We start from the raw sequence: 19461 nt of genomic DNA, 5'->3' as shown, positions 1-19461 counted from the left end.
CATGACCACGTTCATCTACGACGCCGTCCGCACCCCGTTCGGACGGGCCGGCGGCGCGCTCTCCGGCGTGCGCCCCGACGACCTCGCCGCCGTCGCGATGCGCGCGATCGTCGAGCGGACGGGCCTGGACCCGGCGCGCATCGACGACGTGATCTTCGGCGACGCCAACCAGGCGGGCGAGGACAACCGCGACGTCGCGCGCTTCGGCGCGCTGCTCGCGGGCTTCCCGACGAGCGTGCCCGGCGTCACCGTCAACCGCCTCTGCGGCTCGTCGGTCGAGGCCGTCATCCAGGGGTCGCGGGCCATCGAGGCCGGCGACGCCGACCTCATCCTCGCCGGCGGCGTGGAGTCGATGAGCCGGGCGCCCTACGTCGTCGAGAAGTCGCCCAAGCCGTTCCCGGCCGTGGGCAACCAGACGATGTGGAACACCTCGATCGGCTGGCGCATGGTCAACAAGGCGCTGCCGAAGGAATGGACCATCTCCAACGGCGAGTCGGCCGAGAAGCTCGCCGGCATCTACGGCATCAGCCGCGAGGAGCAGGACGCCTTCGCGCTGCGCAGTCACCGCCTCGCCGCCGAGGCCTGGGCCGCCGGTGTCTACGACGGCGAGATCGTGCAGGTGCCGGGGGCGGAGCTCGCCCGTGACGAGGGCATCCGCGCCGACACGACGCTCGAGAAGCTCGCCGGCCTGAAGGCGCTCTTCGCCGCTGACGGCACCGTCACCGCGGGCAACGCCTCGCCGATCAACGACGGCGCCTCCGCCGTGCTCCTCGGCGCCGAGGGCGCCCTCGACCTCGATCCGCTCGCGCGCGTCACCGGGCGCGGCGTGTTCGGCAACGACCCCGACGTGTTCGGCGTCGCCCCCGTCGAGGCGGCGAACCGCGCGCTCGCGCGCGCCGGCCGCACGTGGGCCGATGTGGACGTCGTGGAGCTCAACGAGGCCTTCGCCTCGCAGAGCCTCGCGTGCGCGCAGCTGTGGACCGAGCTCGACCCCGAGAAGCTCAACATCCACGGCGGCGCGATCGCCATCGGCCACCCGCTCGGCGCCTCCGGCGGCCGCATCATCGGGCACGCCGCGCACGAGCTGCGCCGCCGCGGCGGCGGTGTCGCCGTGGCCGCGATCTGCATCGGCGTCGGCCAGGGTCTCGCCGTCGTCCTGGAGCTGTGAGCCGGCGCGGGAGGATCGTTCCATGAGCGATGACAGCGAGCCCGGCTCGGCCGAGTTCGTCCAGTCGCTGGCGCGCGGCCTGCGGGTCATCAAGGCGTTCGACGCGCAGCATCCGGATCTCACGCTCAGCGACGTCGCGCGGCGGTCCGACCTCACCCGTGCCGCCGCCCGGCGCTTCCTGCTCACGCTCGTGCACCTCGGCTATGTGCGGGCGACGCCGGATGCCGCGACCGGCGCGTCGCGCTTCGCCCTCACCCCGCGGGTGCTCGAGCTCGGGGTGTCGTACCTCTCGTCGCTGTCGCTGCCGGAGGTCGCCCAGCCGCACCTCGAGCGCCTGTCGCGCGAGGTCGACGAGAGCGTGTCGGCCGCCGTGCTGCACGGACCGTCGATCGTCTACGTCGCGCGCGTGCCCACGCGCCGCATCATGAGCGTGCGCATCACGCTCGGCACGCAGCTCCCCGCGGCGGCGACCTCGATGGGGCGCGTGCTGCTGGCCGCGCTGCCGGACGACGAGACGGATGCCGCGCTCGCGGCCACGGAGCTCGAGGCCTACACGCCCCGCACGCGGGCGACGCCCGACGCGCTGCGCGCCGAGCTCGCGCGGGTGCGCGCGCAGGGGTGGGCCGTCGTCGACGGGGAGCTCGAGCCCGGACTGCGCTCGGTCGCGGTGCCGGTGCGCGGCCGCGACGACCGCGTCGTTGCGGCGCTCAATGTCTCGACGAGCGCCACCCGCGACACCCTCGACCGCCTCACCGACGTCTACCTCCCGCGCCTCCAGGAGACCGCGGCGGCCATCGGCGCCGAGCTGCGGATGCTCTGACCCCCGCAGGCTGTCGGATGCCGTGGGCGCGGGCCCGCGGCATCCGGTCTCCTCCCACCGGCGCCGGAATCAGGGATGTCGCGAGAATCAGGCCGACTCGCGGCGGACGGCCTGACTTTCGCGACATCCCTGACTCTCGGTATGCAGCGGATGCCCCGCGCTACCTGACCCCGCCCCCTGGACTGCTAGCGCACTCCCGACATCAGCTTCAGCACCGGCTTCACGCCGAAGAACAGTGCGACGCCCAGCGCGATCGCGATGAGGCCGAGGATCGTGAAGTACGGCACCTCGTTGGTGGGGTCGTAGTAGCCCGCCAGCGCCCCGGCGATCGACGTGCCCAGCGCGACCGACAGGAAGTACAGGGCGACCATCTGCGTGCGGAAGTTCTTCGGCGCGAGCTTCGTCGACGCCGACAGGCCGACGGGCGAGATGAACAGCTCGGCGATCGTGAAGACCAGCAGGATGCCGACGATGCCCAGCAGCGGCGTGGAGTTGGGCGCCCCGTTGGCGAAGAGCAGGAACATCAGGAACGCCAGGCCCATCACGACCACGCCGATCGCGAACTTCACCGGGGTCGTCGGCTGCCGGCGGCCCAGCTTCGTCCAGATCGCGGCGAAGACGCCCGACAGGATGATGACGAAGATCGGGTTGATCGAGTTCACCCACGACACCGGCATCTCCCACCCGAAGATGCTGCGGTTCAGCCGCTCGTCGGAGTAGATCGTCAGCACGGTGAACTGCTGCTGGTACAGCGACCAGAAGCCGACGTTCACGATGAAGAGCGGGATGAAGCCGAACACGCGCGAGCGGTCGGTGGCGTCGATCCGCTTCGAGGTGAGGATCACGGCGAAGTAGGCGATCGCCGCGCCGAGGGTCACGATGATGACGATGATCGCGAGGTTGTCGGCCCGGATGATCCCCACGAGCACGAGGAGGGCGAGCACGACCAGCCCGGCGATGCCGATGCCGACGAACAGCATCCGGCGGTTCTTCGGCAGGGGGTTGGGGATGACACGGGATGCCGCAGGCAGTGCCTTGCGGCCGAACGAGTACTGGATCAGGCCCAGGGCCATGCCGACGGCCGCGGCGCCGAAGCCCCAGTGGAAGCCGATCGAGGACTGCAGCGCACCCGTGACGATCGGACCGAAGAACGCGCCGAGGTTGATGCCGAGATAGAACAGCGAGAATCCGGCATCCCGTCGCACGTCATCGGGGGCGTAGAGGGTGCCGACGACCGACGTCGCGTTCGCCTTCAGCCCGCCGGAGCCGACGGCGACGAGCACGAGGCCGGCCGCGAGGCCCACGAGCCCCGGCAGCAGGGCGAGCGCGATGTGACCCGCCATGATCACGATCGCGCTGTAGAACAGCACCCGCTCCGAGCCGAGCAGCCGGTCGGCCAGCCACGCCCCGAGGATCGTCGAGAGGTAGACCGTGCCGCCGTACGCGCCGACGATGCCGGCCGCGACGCTCTGGTCGATGCCCAGTCCGCCCTCGCTGACGGCGTAGTACATGTAGATGAGCAGGATGCCCTGCATGCCGTAGAAGCTGAACCGCTCCCACATCTCCACGCCGAAGACGTGCGCCAGCGCGAACGGCTGGCCGAAGAACCGGGTGTCGTGGTCGCCGACCTCGTCCTCGGACTTCCGGTAGCTGCCGGTCGGCGGACCGACGGGGATCTGCGGGGTCTGACCGCCGCCTGTGCCGCTCATGGCGTCAGGTTAGTCCTCAGCGGCGCAGCGAGGGGTGACTCTCGTGCGGGTCGCGGCTGCTCGGGATGAACAGCGCCACCACGAGGGCGACCAGGGCCGCGGCGCCCCCGAGCACGAACGACAGGGTGAACGCGGTCGCCGTCGGGGCGGCCGTGCCGTTGAAGTCCGCGGAATTGGATGCCAGCACCGCGCCCACGACGGCTGCCGCCACGCTCGTGCCGAGGGAGCGGCAGAGGGCGTTCAGTCCGTTCGAGGCGCCCGTCTCGCTCTGCGGAACCGAGCGCATGATGAGCATCGGCATCGACGCGTAGCCGAACCCGATGCCCACGCCGATGAGCACGTTCGCCACCAGGAGGTGCCAGACCTCGGTGGACAGCAGGAGGGTGAACACGTAGGCCACGAGCAGCGAGCCGGCGCCCAGGACCAGCAGCAGCTTCGGTCCGGTGCGGCGGGAGAGCCGGCCCGACACCGGCGAGAGCAACATCATCACGAGCCCCGACGGAGCCACGACGAAGCTGGCCGCCAGCAGCGACAGCCCGAATCCGACGCCGGTGGCGACCGGCTGCTCCAGCATCTGCGGGTACGACACGTTGGAGGAGAACAGCGAGAACCCCATCGCGACGGACGCGATGTTCGTGAGCAGCACGGCCGGGCGCGCGGCCACCCGCAGGTCGAGCAGAGGCTCCGCGATGCGCAGCTCGTACCAGCCCCACACCGCCAGCACGGCGAGGCCTCCCAGGCCGGTGCCGAGCGTGAGCGGCGAGGTCCAGCCCCACGTGTTGCCGCGCGAGACGGCGAGGAGGATCCCGATCAGGCCGACGGCCAGGCCGACCGCGCCGACGTAGTCGAAGCGGCCCGCGGTGCGCAGGACGCTGACCGGCACGATCAGCACCACGAGCACGAGGCTGACGGCGCCGAGACCGGCCGCCGCCCAGAACAGCAGGTGCCAGTCGCTGCGCTGCGCGATGAGCGCGCTGATCGGCAGGCCCAGCGCCGCCCCGACGCCGAGGGTGGCGCTGATCAGGGCGATGGCCGAGTCGACGCGGTCCTCGTGCAGCACGTCGCGGAGGATCGAGATGCCCAGCGGCACGACGCCGACGATGGCGCCCTGGAGGGTGCGGCCCACGATGACGCCGACGATCCCCGGCGACAGCGCGGCGATGATCGACCCCACGATCATCACGCCGAGCAGCACGAGCACGATGCGGCGCTTGCCGTACATGTCGCCGAGACGGCCCGAGATCGGAGTGATCACCGCGGCCGCGAGGAGCGTCGACGTCACGACCCAGGCCGTGTCGTCGCGGCTCGCGTCCAGCAGCTCGGGCAGCTTCGACTGGATCGGCACCATCAGGGTGAACATGAACGACGACACCAGGCCGGAGAAGGCCAGGACGGCCACGATCACGCCCTGACGGGGCATCCGGGTCAGTCGTCTGCGCTCGTCGTCGTCCCGTCTTCCCACCTGTCGAGCCTAGGGGCGCCCGCGGACGCGGGGTGCCGCGGTGCCAGGATGGAGGGATGGGCTCGCCTCCAGGGATCACGCCGCGACCGCCGTCCGAGTCGGGCATCGACATCCGTCCGCTCACGACGATCGAGGAGGTCTTTGCGGCCGCGGCGGTGCTGGGCGAGGTGTGGGGCGGTGACCGCTCCGGCATGCCGCCCAACCTGCTGCAGGCCCTCGCGCACTCGGGCAACTACGCGGTCGGGCTCTACCGCGACGACGTGCTGGTCGGGGCATCCGTCGCCTTCTTCGCCGCCCCCGCGGCCCGCTCGATGCACTCCCACATCACGGGCGTGCTGCCCGATCACCAGTCACTCGGACTCGGCCGCGTGCTCAAGCAGCATCAGCGCGAGTGGGCGCTGGCCCGCGAGGTCGGCCACATCACGTGGACCTTCGACCCGCTGGTCGCCCGCAACGCGCACTTCAACCTGCGCGTGCTCGGCGCCCGCGCCACGGAGTACCTCGTCGACCACTACGGCGCGATGGACGACGGCGTGAACCGCGGCGATGAGACCGACCGCGTGATGGTGTCGTGGGCGCTCGCCGCCCCGCCGGTGGCGACCCCGGAGGCCGGCCGCGTGGTCGCCGCCGTCGCCGTGCCCGCCGACATCGGCGCCCTCCGCAGGGAGAGCCCGCAGGATGCCACGGCGTGGCGTGTGCGCGTGCGGCAGCAGATGCTCGCCCACCTCGCCGACGGCCTCGTCGTCGGCGGCTTCGACGACGAGCGCGGCTACCTCTTCGTCCGCCCGTAGCCGCGGCAGGCGCGCCCGCCGGCCGGATCACGGGTCGGACACGATGGCCGTTCTCCCAGGATGGTCGTCAGACCAGCCCATACGCTGAGGGGATGCCCATCGCCCGCCCCTCGGCATCCATCGCCCTCGAGGGGTTCGAGCTGCGGGTGGTGCATCTTCCGCTCGTCTCGCCGTTCACGACGAGCTTCGGCACCGAGCACGTGCGCGAGGCGATCATCGTCCGTGCGCTGGGCGACGGCGTGGAGGGCTGGGGCGAGATCGTCACGAGCCCCGCGCCGCTGTACTCCAGCGAGTACACGCAGTCGGCGTGGGACGTCGCGGTGCGCCATCTCATCCCCGCGCTCCTGGAGCGCGGCACCCTCCGCGGCGACGACGTCGCCCCGGTGCTGAGCCCCGTCATCGGGCACCGCATGGCCAAGGCCGGTCTCGAGCTCGCCGTGCTCGATGCGGCGCTGCGCTCCGAGGGGCGCCCGCTCGCGGAGTACCTCGGCGCCGTGCACGACCGGGTGCCCTCCGGGGTGTCCGTCGGGATCCAGCAGGATGCCGCGGCTCTCGTCCGCACGGTGCAGGGCTACCTCGACGAGGGGTACGTGCGCATCAAGATCAAGATCAAGCCCGGTCGCGACGTCGCCGACACCGCCGCGGTGCGCGACGCCTTCGGCGCGATCCCGCTGCAGGTGGACGCGAACTCCGCCTACACGCTCGCCGACGCGGACCTGCTCGCCGAGCTCGACCGTTTCGACCTGCTGCTCATCGAGCAGCCCCTCCAGGAGGACGACATCGTGGACCACGCGACGCTCGCCCGGCGCCTGCGCACCCCCGTCTGCCTCGACGAGTCGGTGGTCTCGGCCAAGGCCGCCGCCGACGCGCTCGCGCTGGGTGCGGCATCCGTCATCAACATCAAGGCCGGCCGCGTCGGCGGCTACCGCGAGGCGGTCGCGATCCACGACCTGTGCGTCGGCGCCGGCATCCCCGTCTGGTGCGGCGGCATGCTCGAGACCGGCATCGGCCGCGCGGCCAACGCCGCGCTCGCCGCCCTTCCCGGCTTCACGCTGCCCGGCGACGTGTCGGCCTCCGCGCGCTTCTACGAGCGCGACATCGTCACCCGGCCCGCCGTGCTCGAGGACGGTCACGTGCGCGTGCCGACCGGCCCCGGACTCGGCGTCGAGATCGACGAGGCGGCCCTCGACGAGGTCACCGTGGCGCGCGAGATCGTCCGGCGGGCCGCATGAGGCGCGTCGCCGGTTTCTCCGCCGTCGCGGCCGCGCTCACCGCCGTCGCGGTGCTGCTGGCCGGCTGCGCCGAGCCGCCCCGTCCGCAGCCGTCCGCCACCGCCCTCCCCGGCGGCATCACGGCGTCGATCGTGCAGCTGCGCTCCGACGTCGCCGAGCGCCAGGCGCAGGTGCGCATCCACAACACCGACGACGAGCCGCTCGTCGTCGGCACCGTCCGCGTCGACGACCCGCGCTTCCTCGGCCACGCGGTGCGCACGATCCGCCGCCAGACCGAGATCCAGCCGGGGGCGACGGTCGACATCCGCGTGCAGCTCCCGCCGATGAACTGCGCCGCGGAGGACACCTCGACGGGCGCCCCGACCCCGGCACCCACCGGCACCGCCGGAACGGCGACCCCCGAGCCCACGGCCGAGCCGCAGGCGACGGCCGGGCCGCAGGCGACGGCCGAGCCGGACGCGACCCCGGACGCAGGCGGCTCCGCGGACCCGTCGGCGGTACCCGAGCTGACGCCCGTCCCGTCCCGCACGGGCGGTCCGCCCGACCCCGCGAGCACCCGCGCGACCGTCGGCTACCGCTTCGGCGCGAGCATCGCGATCGCGGTCTCCGAGCTGTCCGAGCCCATCCCCTTCCTCTCGGCGATGTACGAGCGCGAGTGCCTGGGCGAGCAGCTGTCCGATGCCGCGACCGTGACCCTCGGGGCGTTCACGCCGTCCGCGCCCGGCGAGCCGGCCGACCTCGAGCTGAACATCGACGCGACGAGCCGCGGCGAGGCGTCGATCATCGGCATCCACCAGACGAACCTGCTCTCGTTCGGCCCCGTCGGCGGCCCCTACCCGGCGGTGTACCCGATCGGGGTCGCCGTCGCCGAGGACTCCGCCCCGCAGACCGTGCACCTTCCGCTCGTGCCCGCGCGCTGCGACGCGCACGTCGTCGCCGAGGACAAGCGCGGCACCGTCTTCGGCCTCGACGTCGACGCGGAGGGGACGGCCGGAACGATGCAGCTCGTGGCCACGCCCGAGCAGCGCGGCGAGATCCTGTCGTGGGTCAGCAGCTGGTGCGGCCTCACCCCGTGAGCCGCGCGCGTGGATGACATCGCGCTCGCCCGCATCCCCGCCGGCGCCGTGGCGCTGCACGATGCCCGGCAGAAGCGGCGATGGACCGTCGAGCTCGAGCCGTTCGAGATCGGCGTCTACGCCGTCACCCAGGAGCAGCTCGCCGAGATCCTCGGGCAGGCGGCATCCCATCCCCGTCGGCCCGCCGTCGAGGTGAGCTGGCTGCGGGCCGTGCACTTCTGCAACGCCGCGTCGGAGTGGGAGGGGCTCGACCCCGCCTACGCCTTCGACGGCGAGGATGTCACCTGGCACGTCGACGCGGACGGCTACCGCCTCCCCACCGAGGCGGAGTGGGAGTACGCGTGCCGCGCCGGATCGACGGGCCCGCACTACGGGCCGCTCGCCGAGGTCGCCTGGACCGCCGCCGACGGCGTGAGCACCCCGCAGCCGGTGGGCGGCCGACTGCCGAACCTCAACGGCCTGTTCGACACCCTCGGGAACGCGTGGGAGTGGTGCTGGGATCTCCTCGACCCCGCCCGCTACGACGACTATCGGGTGTTCCGCGGCGGCGGGTTCGCCGACGACGCCTGGAGCGTGCGCGCGTCCACCCGACGGGGCGGCGCGCCGCGCATGTCGCATCCCGACGTCGGGTTCCGGCTCGCCCGCGGGGGTTTCGACGCGACGGATGCCGCGCAGGGCTGGTCGGCGGAGGCCGACCGGGAGCGGGGCGACCCGGACGGACCGCTGCCCTCCGGCTGGACGCCCCGGCGCTGAGCCGGTTCCCTGCGAGCGCCGAGCACCACGCCGATACAATCGAGGAAGCCGCTCGCCGCGGCATCCTCCTTCCGGACGCACCTCCGACGTCCGCGACCTCCACTCCCGACCATTGGAGCCACCATGGCCGAACAGTCCCGCCTCGACAAGGTCATCGCCCTCGCCCGCCACCGCGGTTTCGTCTTCCAGGCCGGTGAGATCTACGGCGGCTCCCGGTCGGCGTGGGACTACGGCCCGCTGGGCACCGAGCTCAAGGAGAACATCCGCCGGCAGTGGTGGCAGACGTTCGTGCGCGGCCGCGGCGACATGGTGGGCCTCGACTCCTCGGTGATCCTCCCCAAGCGGGTCTGGGAGGCGTCCGGCCACGTCGCGACCTTCACCGACCCGCTCGTGGAGTGCCTGCACTGCCACAAGCGCTTCCGCGCCGACAACCTCCTCGAGGACTTCGAGGCCCGCAAGGGCCGCGTCGCCGAGAACGGCCTCCTCGACGTGCCGTGCCCGAACTGCGGCACGAAGGGCCAGTACACCGAGCCGAAGGCGTTCTCGGGGCTGATGAAGACCTACCTCGGCGTCGTCGACGACGAGTCGGGCATGCAGTTCCTCCGCCCCGAGACCGCCCAGGGCATCTTCGTGAACTTCTCGAACGTGCTCACCGCCGCCCGCAAGAAGCCGCCGTTCGGCGTCGGCCAGGTCGGCAAGGCGTTCCGCAACGAGATCACCCCGGGAAACTTCATCTTCCGCACGCGCGAGTTCGAGCAGATGGAGATCGAGTTCTTCGTACCTCCGGCCGAGGCGCAGGAGTGGTTCGAGCACTGGGTCGAGGCGTGCTGGAACTGGTTCGTCGATCTGGGCATCGATCCCGACCACATGCGCCGCTACGACGTCCCCGAGGACGACCGCGCGCACTACTCCGACGGCACCATCGACGTCGAGTACGCGTTCGGCTTCCCGGGCAAGCAGTGGGGCGAGCTCATGGGCGTGGCCAACCGCACCGACTACGACCTGCGCAGCCACAGCGAGGCATCCGGGCAGTCGCTCAGCTACTTCGACCAGGCCTCGGGCGAGCGCTACACGCCCTACGTCATCGAGCCCTCCTTCGGCCTGACGCGCGCCATGATGGCGTTCCTCGTCGACGCGTACTCCGAGGAGGAGGCGCCCAACGCGAAGGGCGGCACCGACACCCGCACGGTGCTCAAGCTCGACCCGCGCCTGGCTCCGGTGAAGGTCGCGGTGCTGCCGCTGTCGCGCAACGAGCAGCTCTCGCCGATCGCGCGCGAGCTCGCCGCCGACCTGCGCGGCGAGTGGAACATCGACTTCGACGACGCCGGCGCCATCGGCCGCCGCTACCGCCGCCAGGACGAGATCGGCACCCCGTTCTGCGTCACGATCGACTTCGACTCGCTCGAGGACCGCGCGGTCACCGTGCGCGACCGCGACACCATGAACCAGGAGCGCGTCTCGCTCGACCGCCTGCACGACTACCTCGGCGAGCGACTGCGCGGAGCCTGACGCACAGGCCGGGCCCGAACGCGGGGTCCTCAGGCGCCTCCAAGGTGCGCCACATCGCTCTGCTCAGGAGGGCGCCTACCGTCCTGCTGTGACGACATACGACGCCCCGGTTCCCTTCGCCGCCTCGACGCGGCGGGGGACCGCGCGTCGATGGAGCGCGTGGCACACGGGCCTGCTGCTGATCTGCCTCGGCGCGGCGCTGCTGACGACGTGGGCGGTGTGGACGGCGCAGCCGTCGGACTACTACGCCTCGATCGCCCTCTCGATGAGCCGGAGCTGGCAGAACTTCTTCTTCGGCGCCGTCGACCCCGCCGGCACGGTCACGCTCGACAAGATCCCGGGGTCGTTCTGGATCCCGGCGCTGTTCGTGAAGGCGTTCGGCTACTCGGCATGGGCCGTTGTGCTGCCGAATGCGCTGGCAGCCGTCGGGGCGGTGGCGCTCATCGCGATCACGGTGAAGCGGATGGGCGGGGCGACCGCCGGACTCCTCGCCGGAGCGGTGGTCGCCACGACGCCGATCCTGGTGGCGGTCGCCCGCTCGAATCAGCCCGAGACGTTCTTCGTGCTGGGCCTGGCCGCCGTCGCGTGGGCGGCGATGCACGCGCTCACGCGGCGCAGCCTCGGCTGGCTCCTGGTCGCGGGGCTGCTCATCGCCGCCTCGTTCCAGACGTACATGCTCGAGGCGTGGGCGGTGTGGCCGGCGCTGGCGGCGGCGTGGCTCTGCACCCGCGGACCCCTCCTGTCGAAGCTCTGGCGACTCGCGGTGGCCGGAGCGGTGAGCCTGGCGGCATCCGTCTCCTGGATCGTGGTCGTCTCGCTCGTGCCGGCCTCGGAACGCCCCTACATCGGCAGCACCCTGAACGACAGCGCCTGGGAGATGGTCTTCGGCTACAACGGACTGGGCCGCTTCGGCTCGGCGACGGCGGACTCCGGGGCGTACCGCTCGTTCACGCCCTCGTTCTCGGGCAGCCCGGGCGTGCTCCGCCTGTTCACCGAGCAGCTCGCCGGTCAGATCGGCTGGCTCCTCCCCACGGCCGTCGCGGCCGTGGTCGTGCTGTGGGTGCTGCGCTTCTCGCGGCCCGTCACGGTGCTGGTGACGATGTGGCTGGCGACCTTCGCCGCGATGTTCTCGGTCGTCGCCGGGATGCACCAGTTCTACACGGCGGCCCTGGCCGTGCCGGTGGCGCTGACGATCGCGCTCGCGTTCGGGGCGGCCCACCGCGCGGCGCGTACGTGGCCCCAGGTGCTGCTGATCGCCGTCGCGGCGGTGACGGCCCTGGGCATCGGGCTGTCGAGCGGCGGATACTCCGTGCCGGTCGCCCTGGTGCAGGCCGTGGCCGCCGTGAGCGCGATCGTGCTCCTGCTGAGGGTCCGTCGCGGCGGGTGGCCGACCCGTCGTGGTGTCCGCCGGGCGCTGACGGCGGGCGCAGTGGGTGCCGCCCTGCTCCTCACCCCGCTCGCGTGGTCGATCGTGACGATCGCCCATCCGAATCCGATCAACCCCGTCGCGGGCGGCGTCAGCGAGATGTCGGGCTTCGGCGGCGGGCGCGGCGGCCCAGGGATGTCCGGGACGGGCGACGGGGCCTTCGGCTCGGCACGCGACGGCGGACGCGGCACGCCCGGAGGGACGACGGGCGGGATGCCGCAGGACGGAGCGCCCGCGGACGGTGCGGCGCCCGGCGACCAGGCACCCGGCTCTGTGCCCAGCGATCAGGGACTCGGCTCCGCGGCGGCGGGCTCGGGCAGCCCGGACACGGCGCTCCTCGCCTACCTGCAGGAGCGGACGCTGGGCTCCCGCTACCTCGCCGCCACCTTCGGAGCGCAGGCCGCGGCATCCCTCATCCTCGACAGCGACGGCGGCTCGTTCCTGCCGATCGGCGGGTTCGACGGCGGCGACCCCGTGCCCACTCTCGCCGCCTTCCAGCAGCTCGTCGCCGACGGAGATCTGCGGTACGTCATCCTCAGCTCGACCGGCCGCGGTGGCTTCGCGATGAACGGCGGCGCCGACGCCGACACCGGGGTATCGGCCGAGATCCGCGCGTGGGTGGTGGCCAACTGCAGCGTCCCGTCGGACGCCCCCGACAGTTCGCTCTACGCCTGCTCGTGAGGCCGGCTCACGACGTCTTCGCCTCTCGGGCGGCGGCCTTCATCTCCTGCTTGTGGGCGCGCACCTTCGTCAGCGACTCCGGCGAGACGATATCGGCGACCGAGCGGTAGGAGCCGTCCTCGCCGTAGGGGGCGGAGGCCTCGCGCCAGCCCTCGCCCGTGAACCCGCGCTGCTTGCCGAGCAGGGCCAGGAAGATCTTCGCCTTCTGCTCGCCGAAGCCGGGCAGGGCCTTCAGCCGGGTGAGCACCTCGGCGCCGCTGGGCGATCCCTGCGTCCACAGCGCCGACGCGTCGCCGCCCCACTCCGACACGATCGCCTCGCACAGCGACTGCACGCGGCCGGCCATCGAGCCCGGGTACCGGTGCACCGCGGGACTCTCCTGGAACAGCGCGACGAGCTTCTCGGGGTCGTACGACGCGAGGGCCGCAGCATCCACCTTCCCGGCGCGCTCCTGGATCTTCAGCGGACCGGCGAACGCGGTCTCCATCGCGACCTGCTGGTCCAGCAGCATCCCGATCAGCAGCGCCAGCGGGTCGTCGCTGAGGAGTTCGTCGGCGGCGTCGTCGCCCGTGATGTGGAGGCTCGTGCTCATGCCCTCATCCTCCCACCCGGGACCGCGGCGTTCACCTGACCGGACCTGTCCCTACTGGGCCACTGATTCGCACGTTCGCGTCAGGTGAGGGGGCGGGAGGGCGACGTTGCGGGGATGGCTTCTGCGACCGCCCGTCCGAAGCGCTTCACTTGACGCTTGTTGTCCCTACCCGGCTCCCTTTCGGCTCACTCGCGTCAGGTGAGGGGGCGGGGATGCTGCGGCCGCCGGTCCTGCGCCGCTCAACCTGACGCAAGCTGTCCCCACCCGCCCCTCGTTCTGACCATTCGCGTCAGCTGAGCGCCCGGACCGGGCGCTGGGAGTCCGGGTCAGCCCGCGACGTCGAGGCGGGGGACGGATGCCGCGGCCGCCGGTGCGGCGGGGGCGACCCCGAACAGCGTCTCGAGGGCCGCGGCGTACTCGTCGGCACGGCCGGCGGCGGCGAGCTCGTGCGCGCGGGCGGTCGGGGTGTGCAGCAGCACGCCGACGAGGTGACGCAGCGCCTGCTCGGTACTGCCGTCCTCGTCGCCGCGGGCGCGGGCACGGGCGATCTCGGAGTCGAGCAGGCCGAACACCTTCGTGCGCAGGGCGACGAGGGCGGGCTCGACCGCGCGGCGCTCTCCGACGTCGGCGAAGCGGCGGGCGGCGTCCCGCACGACCTGGCGCGCGGCATCCGTCGCCTGCAGCTCCTCGAGCGGGGCGTGCAGGCGGATGGTCTCGAGGTCGAGCAGGTCGAGGTCGCCCAGCGTCGCCACGTCGGGGTCGACGTTGCGGGGGAGTCCGAGGTCGATGACCATGCGGCGACGCGAGCGGGGAGCGGAGCCGGCGGCGAGCGACGCCGCCGTGCCGGCCGCGATCACGGCGGCGGAGAGCACGGTCGTCTCGGCGGAGGTGCAGGTGATGACGAGGTCGGCCTCGGCGGCCTCGCGCGCGTAGGCGTCGGAGACCACGGCGCGGATGCCGTGCTTGCCGGCGAAGACCTGGGCGCGACCGGACGGCGAGTGCACCGAGATGTCCTCGGCGCCGTGGTCGCGGAGCGCGGCCAGCGTCGCGGCGGCGTACGAGCCCGTGCCCACCAGCAGCACACGCAGGCTCGACCAGTCCGCGATGCGGCTGTCGGCGAGCTCGAGCGCGAGGCGCACGAGCGACCGGCCCGCACGGCCGAGGGCGGTGGAGTTCTTGACGCCGCGCTGGGCCTCGGAGGCGCGCTGGAACAGGCGCTCGAGCTCGCGCGACGACGTGCCGTCGGTGCGCGCCTGCGCGAGCGCGCGACGCACCTGACCGGCGATCTCGCCCTCGCCGACGACGACCGATTCGAGACCGGATGCCACGGCGAACAGGTGCTCGGCGACCTCGTCGCCCTGCAGCACGCGGTAGGAGCCGGCGACGTCCTCGGCGGGGATGCCGGTGGCGGACTCGATGGCCAGCAGTGTGGCCTCGACGCCCAGCGCCGCGGCGGCGGTGACGGGCTCGTCCATCTCGACGTACGCCTCGAAGCGGTTGCAGGTCGCGACGACGACGGCTCCCTGGACGCAGTCGGAGTGCGCCGAGATCAGCGGGGCGATCGCCGCGGGGTGGGTGCTGAGTCGCTCGAGGAGCTCGAAGGAGGCGGTCTTGTGGCTCGCCGTGACGCACATCAGCACTACCCAAGGATATCCCGCCGCGCGCGGGCCAGCCCTGCGATGCCTCGACGTCGTGATTGTGCGCGCGCAGGCTTCCGACAGCCGCGGATGGGAGAATGGCCGGATGCCTGATCCCGTCGACTCCGCGCTGGTGCACGCCCTCCACGGAAGGCGCCGGGACCGCCCCCCGGTGTGGTTCATGCGACAGGCCGGACGCTCGCTCCCGGAGTACCGGGCGCTGCGCGTGGGCACCGACATGCTCGACGCGTGCCTCGACCCGGCGATGGCCGCCGAGATCACGCTGCAGCCCGTGCGGCGGCACCGCGTCGACGCGGCGGTGTTCTTCAGCGACATCGTCGTCCCGCTGCGTCTCGCCGGCGTCGACGTGGCCATCGAGCCCGGCCGCGGGCCCGTCTTCGCCGAGCCGATCCGCACCGCCGCCCAGGTCGCGCAGCTGACGTCGATCGACCCGGGCGCCGTCGCCGAGGCCGCCGCGCCCGTGCACGACGCGGTGGCGATCGCCGTCGCCGAGCTCGCCGCGACCGGCACGCCTCTCGTCGGCTTCGCCGGCGCCCCCTTCACGCTGTCGGCCTACCTGATCGAGGGCGGCCCCTCCAAGGAGCACCTGCGCGCACGCGCGATGATGCACGCCGACCCCGCGTCGTGGCATCGCCTGGCGGGCTGGCTGGCCGAGGTCTCCGCCGCCTTCCTGCAGGTGCAGGTGGGCGCCGGGGCCTCCGCGGTGCAGCTCTTCGACTCGTGGGCCGGCTCGCTCTCGCGGGCGGACTACCTCGAGTTCGTCGCGCCGCACTCGCGGGCGGCGCTCGCCCCGCTCCGCGGCCGGGTGCCCGCCATCCACTTCGGTGTCGGCACCGGCCCGATCCTCGCCGACATGCGCCTGCAGGACGCCGACGGCGTCGGCGTGGAGGGCGTGGGCGTCGACTGGCGCGTGCCGCTCGACGAGGCCGCCGCCGTGCTCGGCCCCGACACCACGGTGCAGGGCAACATCGACCCCGCCATGCTGCAGGCCCCGTGGGAGGTGCTCGCCGCCCACGTCGACGACGTCATCGCGCTCGGGCGCTCGGCGCGCGCGCACATCCTCAACCTCGGCCACGGCGTGCCGCCCGACACCGACCCCGACGTGCTCACGCGGCTTGTGGCGTACGCCCACGGGGAGCTCGGATGACCGACGTCCGCGACCTCGCGGCCGCCGCGGCACGCACCTCCGTCGTGGTGGTCGGCGGCGGCATGGCCGGCCTCGTCGCCGCCTACGAGTGCGCGAAGGTCGGCATCCGCGTGACGGTGGTCGAGGCATCCGATCGCGTCGGCGGGGTGCTCCGCGCCGACGAGATCGACGGCATCGTGGTGGACACCGGCGCGGAGAGCTACGCCACGCGCGGCGGGACGGTGCGGGCACTCGTCGACGACCTCGGCCTCGCGGGCGACATCGTGACGCCGACCCGCGGCGGCGCCTGGGTCTCGGGTCTGCCCGGAGGCCAGGCCGCGCCCCTGCCCGGCGGCAGCCTGCTCGGCATCCCCGACAACCCGTGGGCCGACGACGTCCGTCGCGTGATCGGCTGGGGCGGCGCCTGGCGCGCGTACCTCGACCGGCTGCGCCCGCCGCTCACGATCGGTCACCAGCGCAGCCTCGGCGCGCTGGTGCGCACGCGCATGGGCCCGAAGGTGCTCGACCGCCTCGTCGCGCCCGTCACGTCGGGCGTCTACTCCGCGCGTCCCGACGACGTGGACGTCGACATCGCCGCTCCCGGCCTGAACGCCGCCCTCACGCGGACCGGTTCGCTGAGCGGCGCCGTCGCCGCGCTGAAGGGCGAGCGCACCTCGGCTCCCGGCTCGGCCGTCGAGGGCATCGACGGCGGGATGGCACGCCTGCCCGCCGCACTCCGCACGCGCCTGGAGGAGCTCGGCGTCGACGTGCGCACCTCCACCGCGGCGACCGCCGTGCGCTCGCGGCCCGAGGGCGGCTGGCTCGTCGCCGTCGACACGGTCGCCGCTCAGGCCGACCCCGCCGGCGCGGCGGAACTCTCCGCCGACGCCGTGATCGTCGCCACGACCGAGGCCGAGGCCCGCCGCCTGCTGGCGCCCGTCGTGCCCGGTCTCGAGCGCGAGGACGTCGTCGCCCCGGTCGTCGAGGTCGTCACGCTGGTGCTCGACGCGCCCGCGCTCGACGCGCGCCCCCGCGGCTCGGGCGTGCTGACGGTGCCGGGCAGCCACATCGCCAAGGCGCTCACGCATTCCACCGCCAAGTGGGAGTGGGTCGCCCGCGCGGCGGGCGCCCGCCACGTGGTCCGCGTCTCCTTCGGCGCGCAGGGCGAGGCTCCGGCCACGGAGGGGATGGACGACGCGGATGCCGCGGCTCTGGCCCTGTCGGAGGCCTCCGCCCTGCTCGGGGTGGCGCTCGCCCCCGCCGCGCTCCGCGGCGCGCACCGGCAGCGCTGGACGCAGTCGCAGCCGGCGTCGGAGATCGGCCGGATCGACCGCCAGCGCGCCGCGCGTGCGGCGATCCACGCCGTGCCGGGCCTGGCGGCGGCCGGTGCCTGGCTGTCGGGCACGGGCCTCGCGCAGGTCGTCCCGGACGCGGCCGGGGAGGCGGAGCGCGTGCGCGCCGCCGTGCTGTTCGGCGCCCCTGACGCCCCCTCCGACGCGGCGGACGACGGGCCTCCGTCCTTCGCGTGAGACGCGGTGCTTGTCAAGGGTGGATGCCCGGACGGGCATACGGTCTAATCTGAGTGCTGACCAGCAGTCCATCCAGCGTGAGGAGACCCCATGAGGGGCAAGGTAGGACTCGTGATCGGCGTCGGCATCGGCTACGTGCTCGGCACGCGGGCGGGGCGCGAGCGTTACGAACAGATCAAGACGCAGGCGTCCAGCCTTTGGAACACCGACACGGTGCAGAAGCAGGTCGGCAAGGTGAGCGACTTCGCCAAGTCGAGCGCCCTGGCTCTGCCCAAGACGCTCTGGGACAGCGCCGTCAAGGTGACCAAGGCCGCGACCCACTCCGGCGGAGACGCCGGCGACAAGCTGGATGCCGCCGTGCAGGCCGGCAAGGGCTCCGCCGATGAGGTGTCGCGCGCGGCCGAGACCAGCAAGCGCTCGGTGAAGAAGGCGGCCGACGACGTCGCAGACGCCGTGCACCGCGACAGGAGCTGACGTGACGACTCCCCGAGGCTTCCGCGACCGCTCGGACGACAGCCTCCTCACCCTCGTCGGGGAAATTCCCGAGCTGGTGCGCAATCTCGTCATGGCCGAGGTCGACTCCGCCAAGAAATGGGCGTCGCGCACCGCCAAGACCGCCGGCATCGGCGCGGGGTGGTTCGTCGGAGCGCTGTTCATCCTGTTCTGGTCGATCCCCGCACTCGGCACGTTCGCCATCGCGGGGCTGGCCTCGTGGTGGCCGGTCTGGCTGTCGGCTCTCGCCGTCTTCGGCGTGATGCTCGTGATCGCGATCATCCTGGCCCTTCTCGGGCTGGCGCGCTTCCGCAAGATCGGCAAGGACGACAATCCCGCCCAGTCGGTCGCCCGTGATGTGAAGGAAGTGCGCGATGAGCTCGTCTGACTCGCTGACCCCGGTCCCGGTGCCGCGCACCGGTGTGATGATCGGCATCGCCGACCCCGTCGAGCAGGCGCGCGCGGAGCTCAAGGCCGCCCTCGCCGCCATCGAGGAGAAGGCGAACGTGCCCCGGCGCGTGTCGCGTGCGACCGACGAGACCATCGCCAAAGCGCGACGGTTCTCGCGCGAGAACCAGAACGAGACACTCGCGATCATCGTCGGCGGCGCCGCGCTGATCGGCGTGCTCGTGTGGGGCGCGGTGCGCGCCTACACGCGCTGAACGGTCGTCACGAACAGCGCGACGGCACCGCGTTTGGCGCTCGGGAAACGGCGGGGGAGACTGGAGTCATGACGTCCGATTCCGCTCCCTCCCCGTCCGCCTACACGCTGTGGGCTGTGCTGCGCCGTGACCCGGCGCGCCCGGTCGCCGCGGCGGACGAGACCGAGCTCGCCGACGTCGTCGCCCTGATCGAAGAGGGCGGCACGACCGTCCGCGGCTTCTATGACGTGAGCGGCCTGCGCGCCGACGCCGACCTGATGATCTGGCTGCACGGCCCCGACGCCGACGGGCTCCAGCGCGACCTGCGCCGCCTGCGCCGCACGGTGACGCTCTCCCCGCTGCTTCCGGTGTGGAACGCGATGGGCGTCCACCGCGACGCGGAGTTCAACCGCTCGCACGTCCCCGGGTTCCTCCGCGGCGAGCGCGCCCGCGACTGGCTCTGCGTCTACCCCTTCGTGCGCAGCTATGAGTGGTACCTGCTGCCCGAGGCCGAGCGCCGCACGATGCTCGCCGAGCACGGCCGCAAGGGCGCCGGCTTCACGGGCGTCGTCGCCAACACCGTCGCCTCGTTCGCCCTCGGCGACTACGAGTGGGTGCTGCCCATGGAGGCGGACGAGCTCACCGACCTGGTCGACATGATGCGCGACCTGCGGTACACCGAGGCGCGCCGTCACGTGCGCGAAGAGGTGCCGTTCTACACGGGGCGCCGCATCGAGCTGAGCGACATCGCCGAGGTTCTGCAGTGAGGCCGACCCGGATGCGGCGGGGCTCGCGC

18 protein-coding genes are annotated in these 19461 nt (G+C 72.8%); 14 read left to right on the top strand and 4 right to left on the bottom strand.

Features of this window, described 5'->3' with window-relative positions; genetic code table 11:
• Nucleotide 1 precedes the first annotated feature (1 nt).
• Both CVS47_RS15295 and CVS47_RS15290 read left to right on the top strand, forming a co-directional pair.
• Complete coding sequence (locus CVS47_RS15295) at nucleotides 2–1168, top strand: thiolase family protein (protein ID WP_127096856.1); 1167 nt, start codon at nucleotides 2–4, stop codon at nucleotides 1166–1168.
• 22 nt (nucleotides 1169–1190) lie between these two features.
• Nucleotides 1191–1988 (top strand): IclR family transcriptional regulator domain-containing protein, encoded by a 798-nt coding sequence (locus CVS47_RS15290; RefSeq protein WP_127096855.1) that lies wholly within the window; start codon nucleotides 1191–1193, stop codon nucleotides 1986–1988.
• Between the two features lie 185 nt (nucleotides 1989–2173).
• Here CVS47_RS15290 and CVS47_RS15285 read toward each other — a convergent pair whose 3' ends face one another.
• Nucleotides 2174–3697: a peptide MFS transporter gene (locus CVS47_RS15285; protein WP_127096854.1), complete on the bottom strand. Its 1524-nt coding sequence runs from the start codon at nucleotides 3695–3697 to the stop codon at nucleotides 2174–2176.
• Nucleotides 3698–3713: 16 nt separating this feature from the next.
• The gene (locus CVS47_RS15280; RefSeq protein WP_127097418.1) at nucleotides 3714–5117 is read right to left on the bottom strand and encodes an MFS transporter; all 1404 of its coding nucleotides are present in this window, start codon (nucleotides 5115–5117) and stop codon (nucleotides 3714–3716) included.
• A 98-nt stretch (nucleotides 5118–5215) separates the two neighbouring features.
• Here CVS47_RS15280 and CVS47_RS15275 point away from each other — a divergent pair, with 98 nt between their 5' ends.
• The 6 genes from CVS47_RS15275 (at nucleotide 5216) to CVS47_RS15250 (ending at nucleotide 12627) form a co-directional block, all read left to right on the top strand.
• Complete coding sequence (locus CVS47_RS15275; RefSeq protein WP_127096853.1) at nucleotides 5216–5950, top strand: GNAT family N-acetyltransferase; 735 nt, start codon at nucleotides 5216–5218, stop codon at nucleotides 5948–5950.
• Between the two features lie 92 nt (nucleotides 5951–6042).
• The gene (menC, locus tag CVS47_RS15270; RefSeq protein ID WP_127096852.1) at nucleotides 6043–7182 is read left to right on the top strand and encodes an o-succinylbenzoate synthase; all 1140 of its coding nucleotides are present in this window, start codon (nucleotides 6043–6045) and stop codon (nucleotides 7180–7182) included.
• Nucleotides 7179–8258, top strand: coding sequence for a hypothetical protein (locus CVS47_RS15265; protein WP_127096851.1), 1080 nt, complete (start codon nucleotides 7179–7181; stop codon nucleotides 8256–8258). Before menC ends, CVS47_RS15265 begins: the two co-directional genes overlap by 4 nt.
• A 9-nt stretch (nucleotides 8259–8267) precedes the next feature.
• Nucleotides 8268–9011: a formylglycine-generating enzyme family protein gene (locus tag CVS47_RS15260; RefSeq protein WP_127096850.1), complete on the top strand. Its 744-nt coding sequence runs from the start codon at nucleotides 8268–8270 to the stop codon at nucleotides 9009–9011.
• A gap of 123 nt (nucleotides 9012–9134) precedes the next feature.
• A complete protein-coding gene (locus CVS47_RS15255) occupies nucleotides 9135–10520 on the top strand; it encodes a glycine--tRNA ligase (protein ID WP_127096849.1) in 1386 nt (461 codons plus the stop codon).
• A gap of 88 nt (nucleotides 10521–10608) precedes the next feature.
• Nucleotides 10609–12627, top strand: coding sequence for an ArnT family glycosyltransferase (locus CVS47_RS15250; RefSeq protein WP_127096848.1), 2019 nt, complete (start codon nucleotides 10609–10611; stop codon nucleotides 12625–12627).
• Between the two features lie 7 nt (nucleotides 12628–12634).
• Here CVS47_RS15250 and CVS47_RS15245 read toward each other — a convergent pair whose 3' ends face one another.
• Both CVS47_RS15245 and CVS47_RS15240 read right to left on the bottom strand, forming a co-directional pair.
• The gene (locus CVS47_RS15245; RefSeq protein WP_127096847.1) at nucleotides 12635–13219 is read right to left on the bottom strand and encodes an HhH-GPD-type base excision DNA repair protein; all 585 of its coding nucleotides are present in this window, start codon (nucleotides 13217–13219) and stop codon (nucleotides 12635–12637) included.
• Nucleotides 13220–13545: 326 nt separating this feature from the next.
• Nucleotides 13546–14859 (bottom strand): glutamyl-tRNA reductase, encoded by a 1314-nt coding sequence (locus tag CVS47_RS15240; RefSeq protein WP_127096846.1) that lies wholly within the window; start codon nucleotides 14857–14859, stop codon nucleotides 13546–13548.
• 103 nt (nucleotides 14860–14962) lie between these two features.
• Between CVS47_RS15240 and hemE the strand changes: the two genes are divergently transcribed.
• From hemE to hemQ, 6 genes are all read left to right on the top strand, one after another.
• Nucleotides 14963–16024, top strand: a complete 1062-nt coding sequence (gene hemE / locus CVS47_RS15235) for a uroporphyrinogen decarboxylase (protein ID WP_127096845.1) — start codon at nucleotides 14963–14965, stop codon at nucleotides 16022–16024.
• On the top strand, nucleotides 16021–17532 hold the full coding sequence (gene hemG, locus CVS47_RS15230) for a protoporphyrinogen oxidase (RefSeq protein ID WP_127096844.1): 1512 nt from the start codon (nucleotides 16021–16023) through the stop codon (nucleotides 17530–17532). Before hemE ends, hemG begins: the two co-directional genes overlap by 4 nt.
• A 90-nt stretch (nucleotides 17533–17622) precedes the next feature.
• Nucleotides 17623–18006 carry a hypothetical protein gene (locus CVS47_RS15225; protein ID WP_127096843.1) on the top strand — a complete coding sequence of 128 codons (384 nt, stop codon included), beginning with the start codon at nucleotides 17623–17625 and terminating at the stop codon, nucleotides 18004–18006.
• Nucleotide 18007: 1 nt separating this feature from the next.
• Nucleotides 18008–18412, top strand: coding sequence for a phage holin family protein (locus CVS47_RS15220; protein ID WP_127096842.1), 405 nt, complete (start codon nucleotides 18008–18010; stop codon nucleotides 18410–18412).
• Nucleotides 18399–18686: a DUF3618 domain-containing protein gene (locus CVS47_RS15215; protein ID WP_127096841.1), complete on the top strand. Its 288-nt coding sequence runs from the start codon at nucleotides 18399–18401 to the stop codon at nucleotides 18684–18686. The genes CVS47_RS15220 and CVS47_RS15215 overlap by 14 nt, the downstream gene beginning before the upstream one ends.
• 68 nt (nucleotides 18687–18754) lie before the next feature.
• Nucleotides 18755–19432, top strand: a complete 678-nt coding sequence (hemQ, locus tag CVS47_RS15210; protein WP_127096840.1) for a hydrogen peroxide-dependent heme synthase — start codon at nucleotides 18755–18757, stop codon at nucleotides 19430–19432.
• Nucleotides 19433–19461: the final 29 nt, after the last annotated feature.

The organism is Microbacterium lemovicicum (genome assembly GCF_003991875.1).
Classification (GTDB): Bacteria; Actinomycetota; Actinomycetes; order Actinomycetales; family Microbacteriaceae; genus Microbacterium; species Microbacterium lemovicicum.
This window is presented reverse-complemented; position numbering and strand designations above follow the sequence as displayed.

Bases quoted from the DNA above. Each gene is read 5' to 3' on its own strand.
- CVS47_RS15295 (WP_127096856.1), top strand. From the start codon at position 2: ATGACCACGTTCATCTACGACGCCGTCCGCACCCCGTTCGGACGGGCC.
- CVS47_RS15290 (WP_127096855.1), top strand. From the start codon at position 1,191: ATGAGCGATGACAGCGAGCCCGGCTCGGCCGAGTTCGTCCAGTCGCTG.
- CVS47_RS15285 (WP_127096854.1), bottom strand. From the start codon at position 3,697: ATGAGCGGCACAGGCGGCGGTCAGACCCCGCAGATCCCCGTCGGTCCG.
- CVS47_RS15280 (WP_127097418.1), bottom strand. From the start codon at position 5,117: ATGCCCCGTCAGGGCGTGATCGTGGCCGTCCTGGCCTTCTCCGGCCTG.
- CVS47_RS15275 (WP_127096853.1), top strand. From the start codon at position 5,216: ATGGGCTCGCCTCCAGGGATCACGCCGCGACCGCCGTCCGAGTCGGGC.
- menC (WP_127096852.1), top strand. From the start codon at position 6,043: ATGCCCATCGCCCGCCCCTCGGCATCCATCGCCCTCGAGGGGTTCGAG.
- CVS47_RS15265 (WP_127096851.1), top strand. From the start codon at position 7,179: ATGAGGCGCGTCGCCGGTTTCTCCGCCGTCGCGGCCGCGCTCACCGCC.
- CVS47_RS15255 (WP_127096849.1), top strand. From the start codon at position 9,135: ATGGCCGAACAGTCCCGCCTCGACAAGGTCATCGCCCTCGCCCGCCAC.
- CVS47_RS15245 (WP_127096847.1), bottom strand. From the start codon at position 13,219: ATGAGCACGAGCCTCCACATCACGGGCGACGACGCCGCCGACGAACTC.
- hemE (WP_127096845.1), top strand. From the start codon at position 14,963: ATGCCTGATCCCGTCGACTCCGCGCTGGTGCACGCCCTCCACGGAAGG.
- hemG (WP_127096844.1), top strand. From the start codon at position 16,021: ATGACCGACGTCCGCGACCTCGCGGCCGCCGCGGCACGCACCTCCGTC.
- CVS47_RS15225 (WP_127096843.1), top strand. From the start codon at position 17,623: ATGAGGGGCAAGGTAGGACTCGTGATCGGCGTCGGCATCGGCTACGTG.
- CVS47_RS15215 (WP_127096841.1), top strand. From the start codon at position 18,399: ATGAGCTCGTCTGACTCGCTGACCCCGGTCCCGGTGCCGCGCACCGGT.
- hemQ (WP_127096840.1), top strand. From the start codon at position 18,755: ATGACGTCCGATTCCGCTCCCTCCCCGTCCGCCTACACGCTGTGGGCT.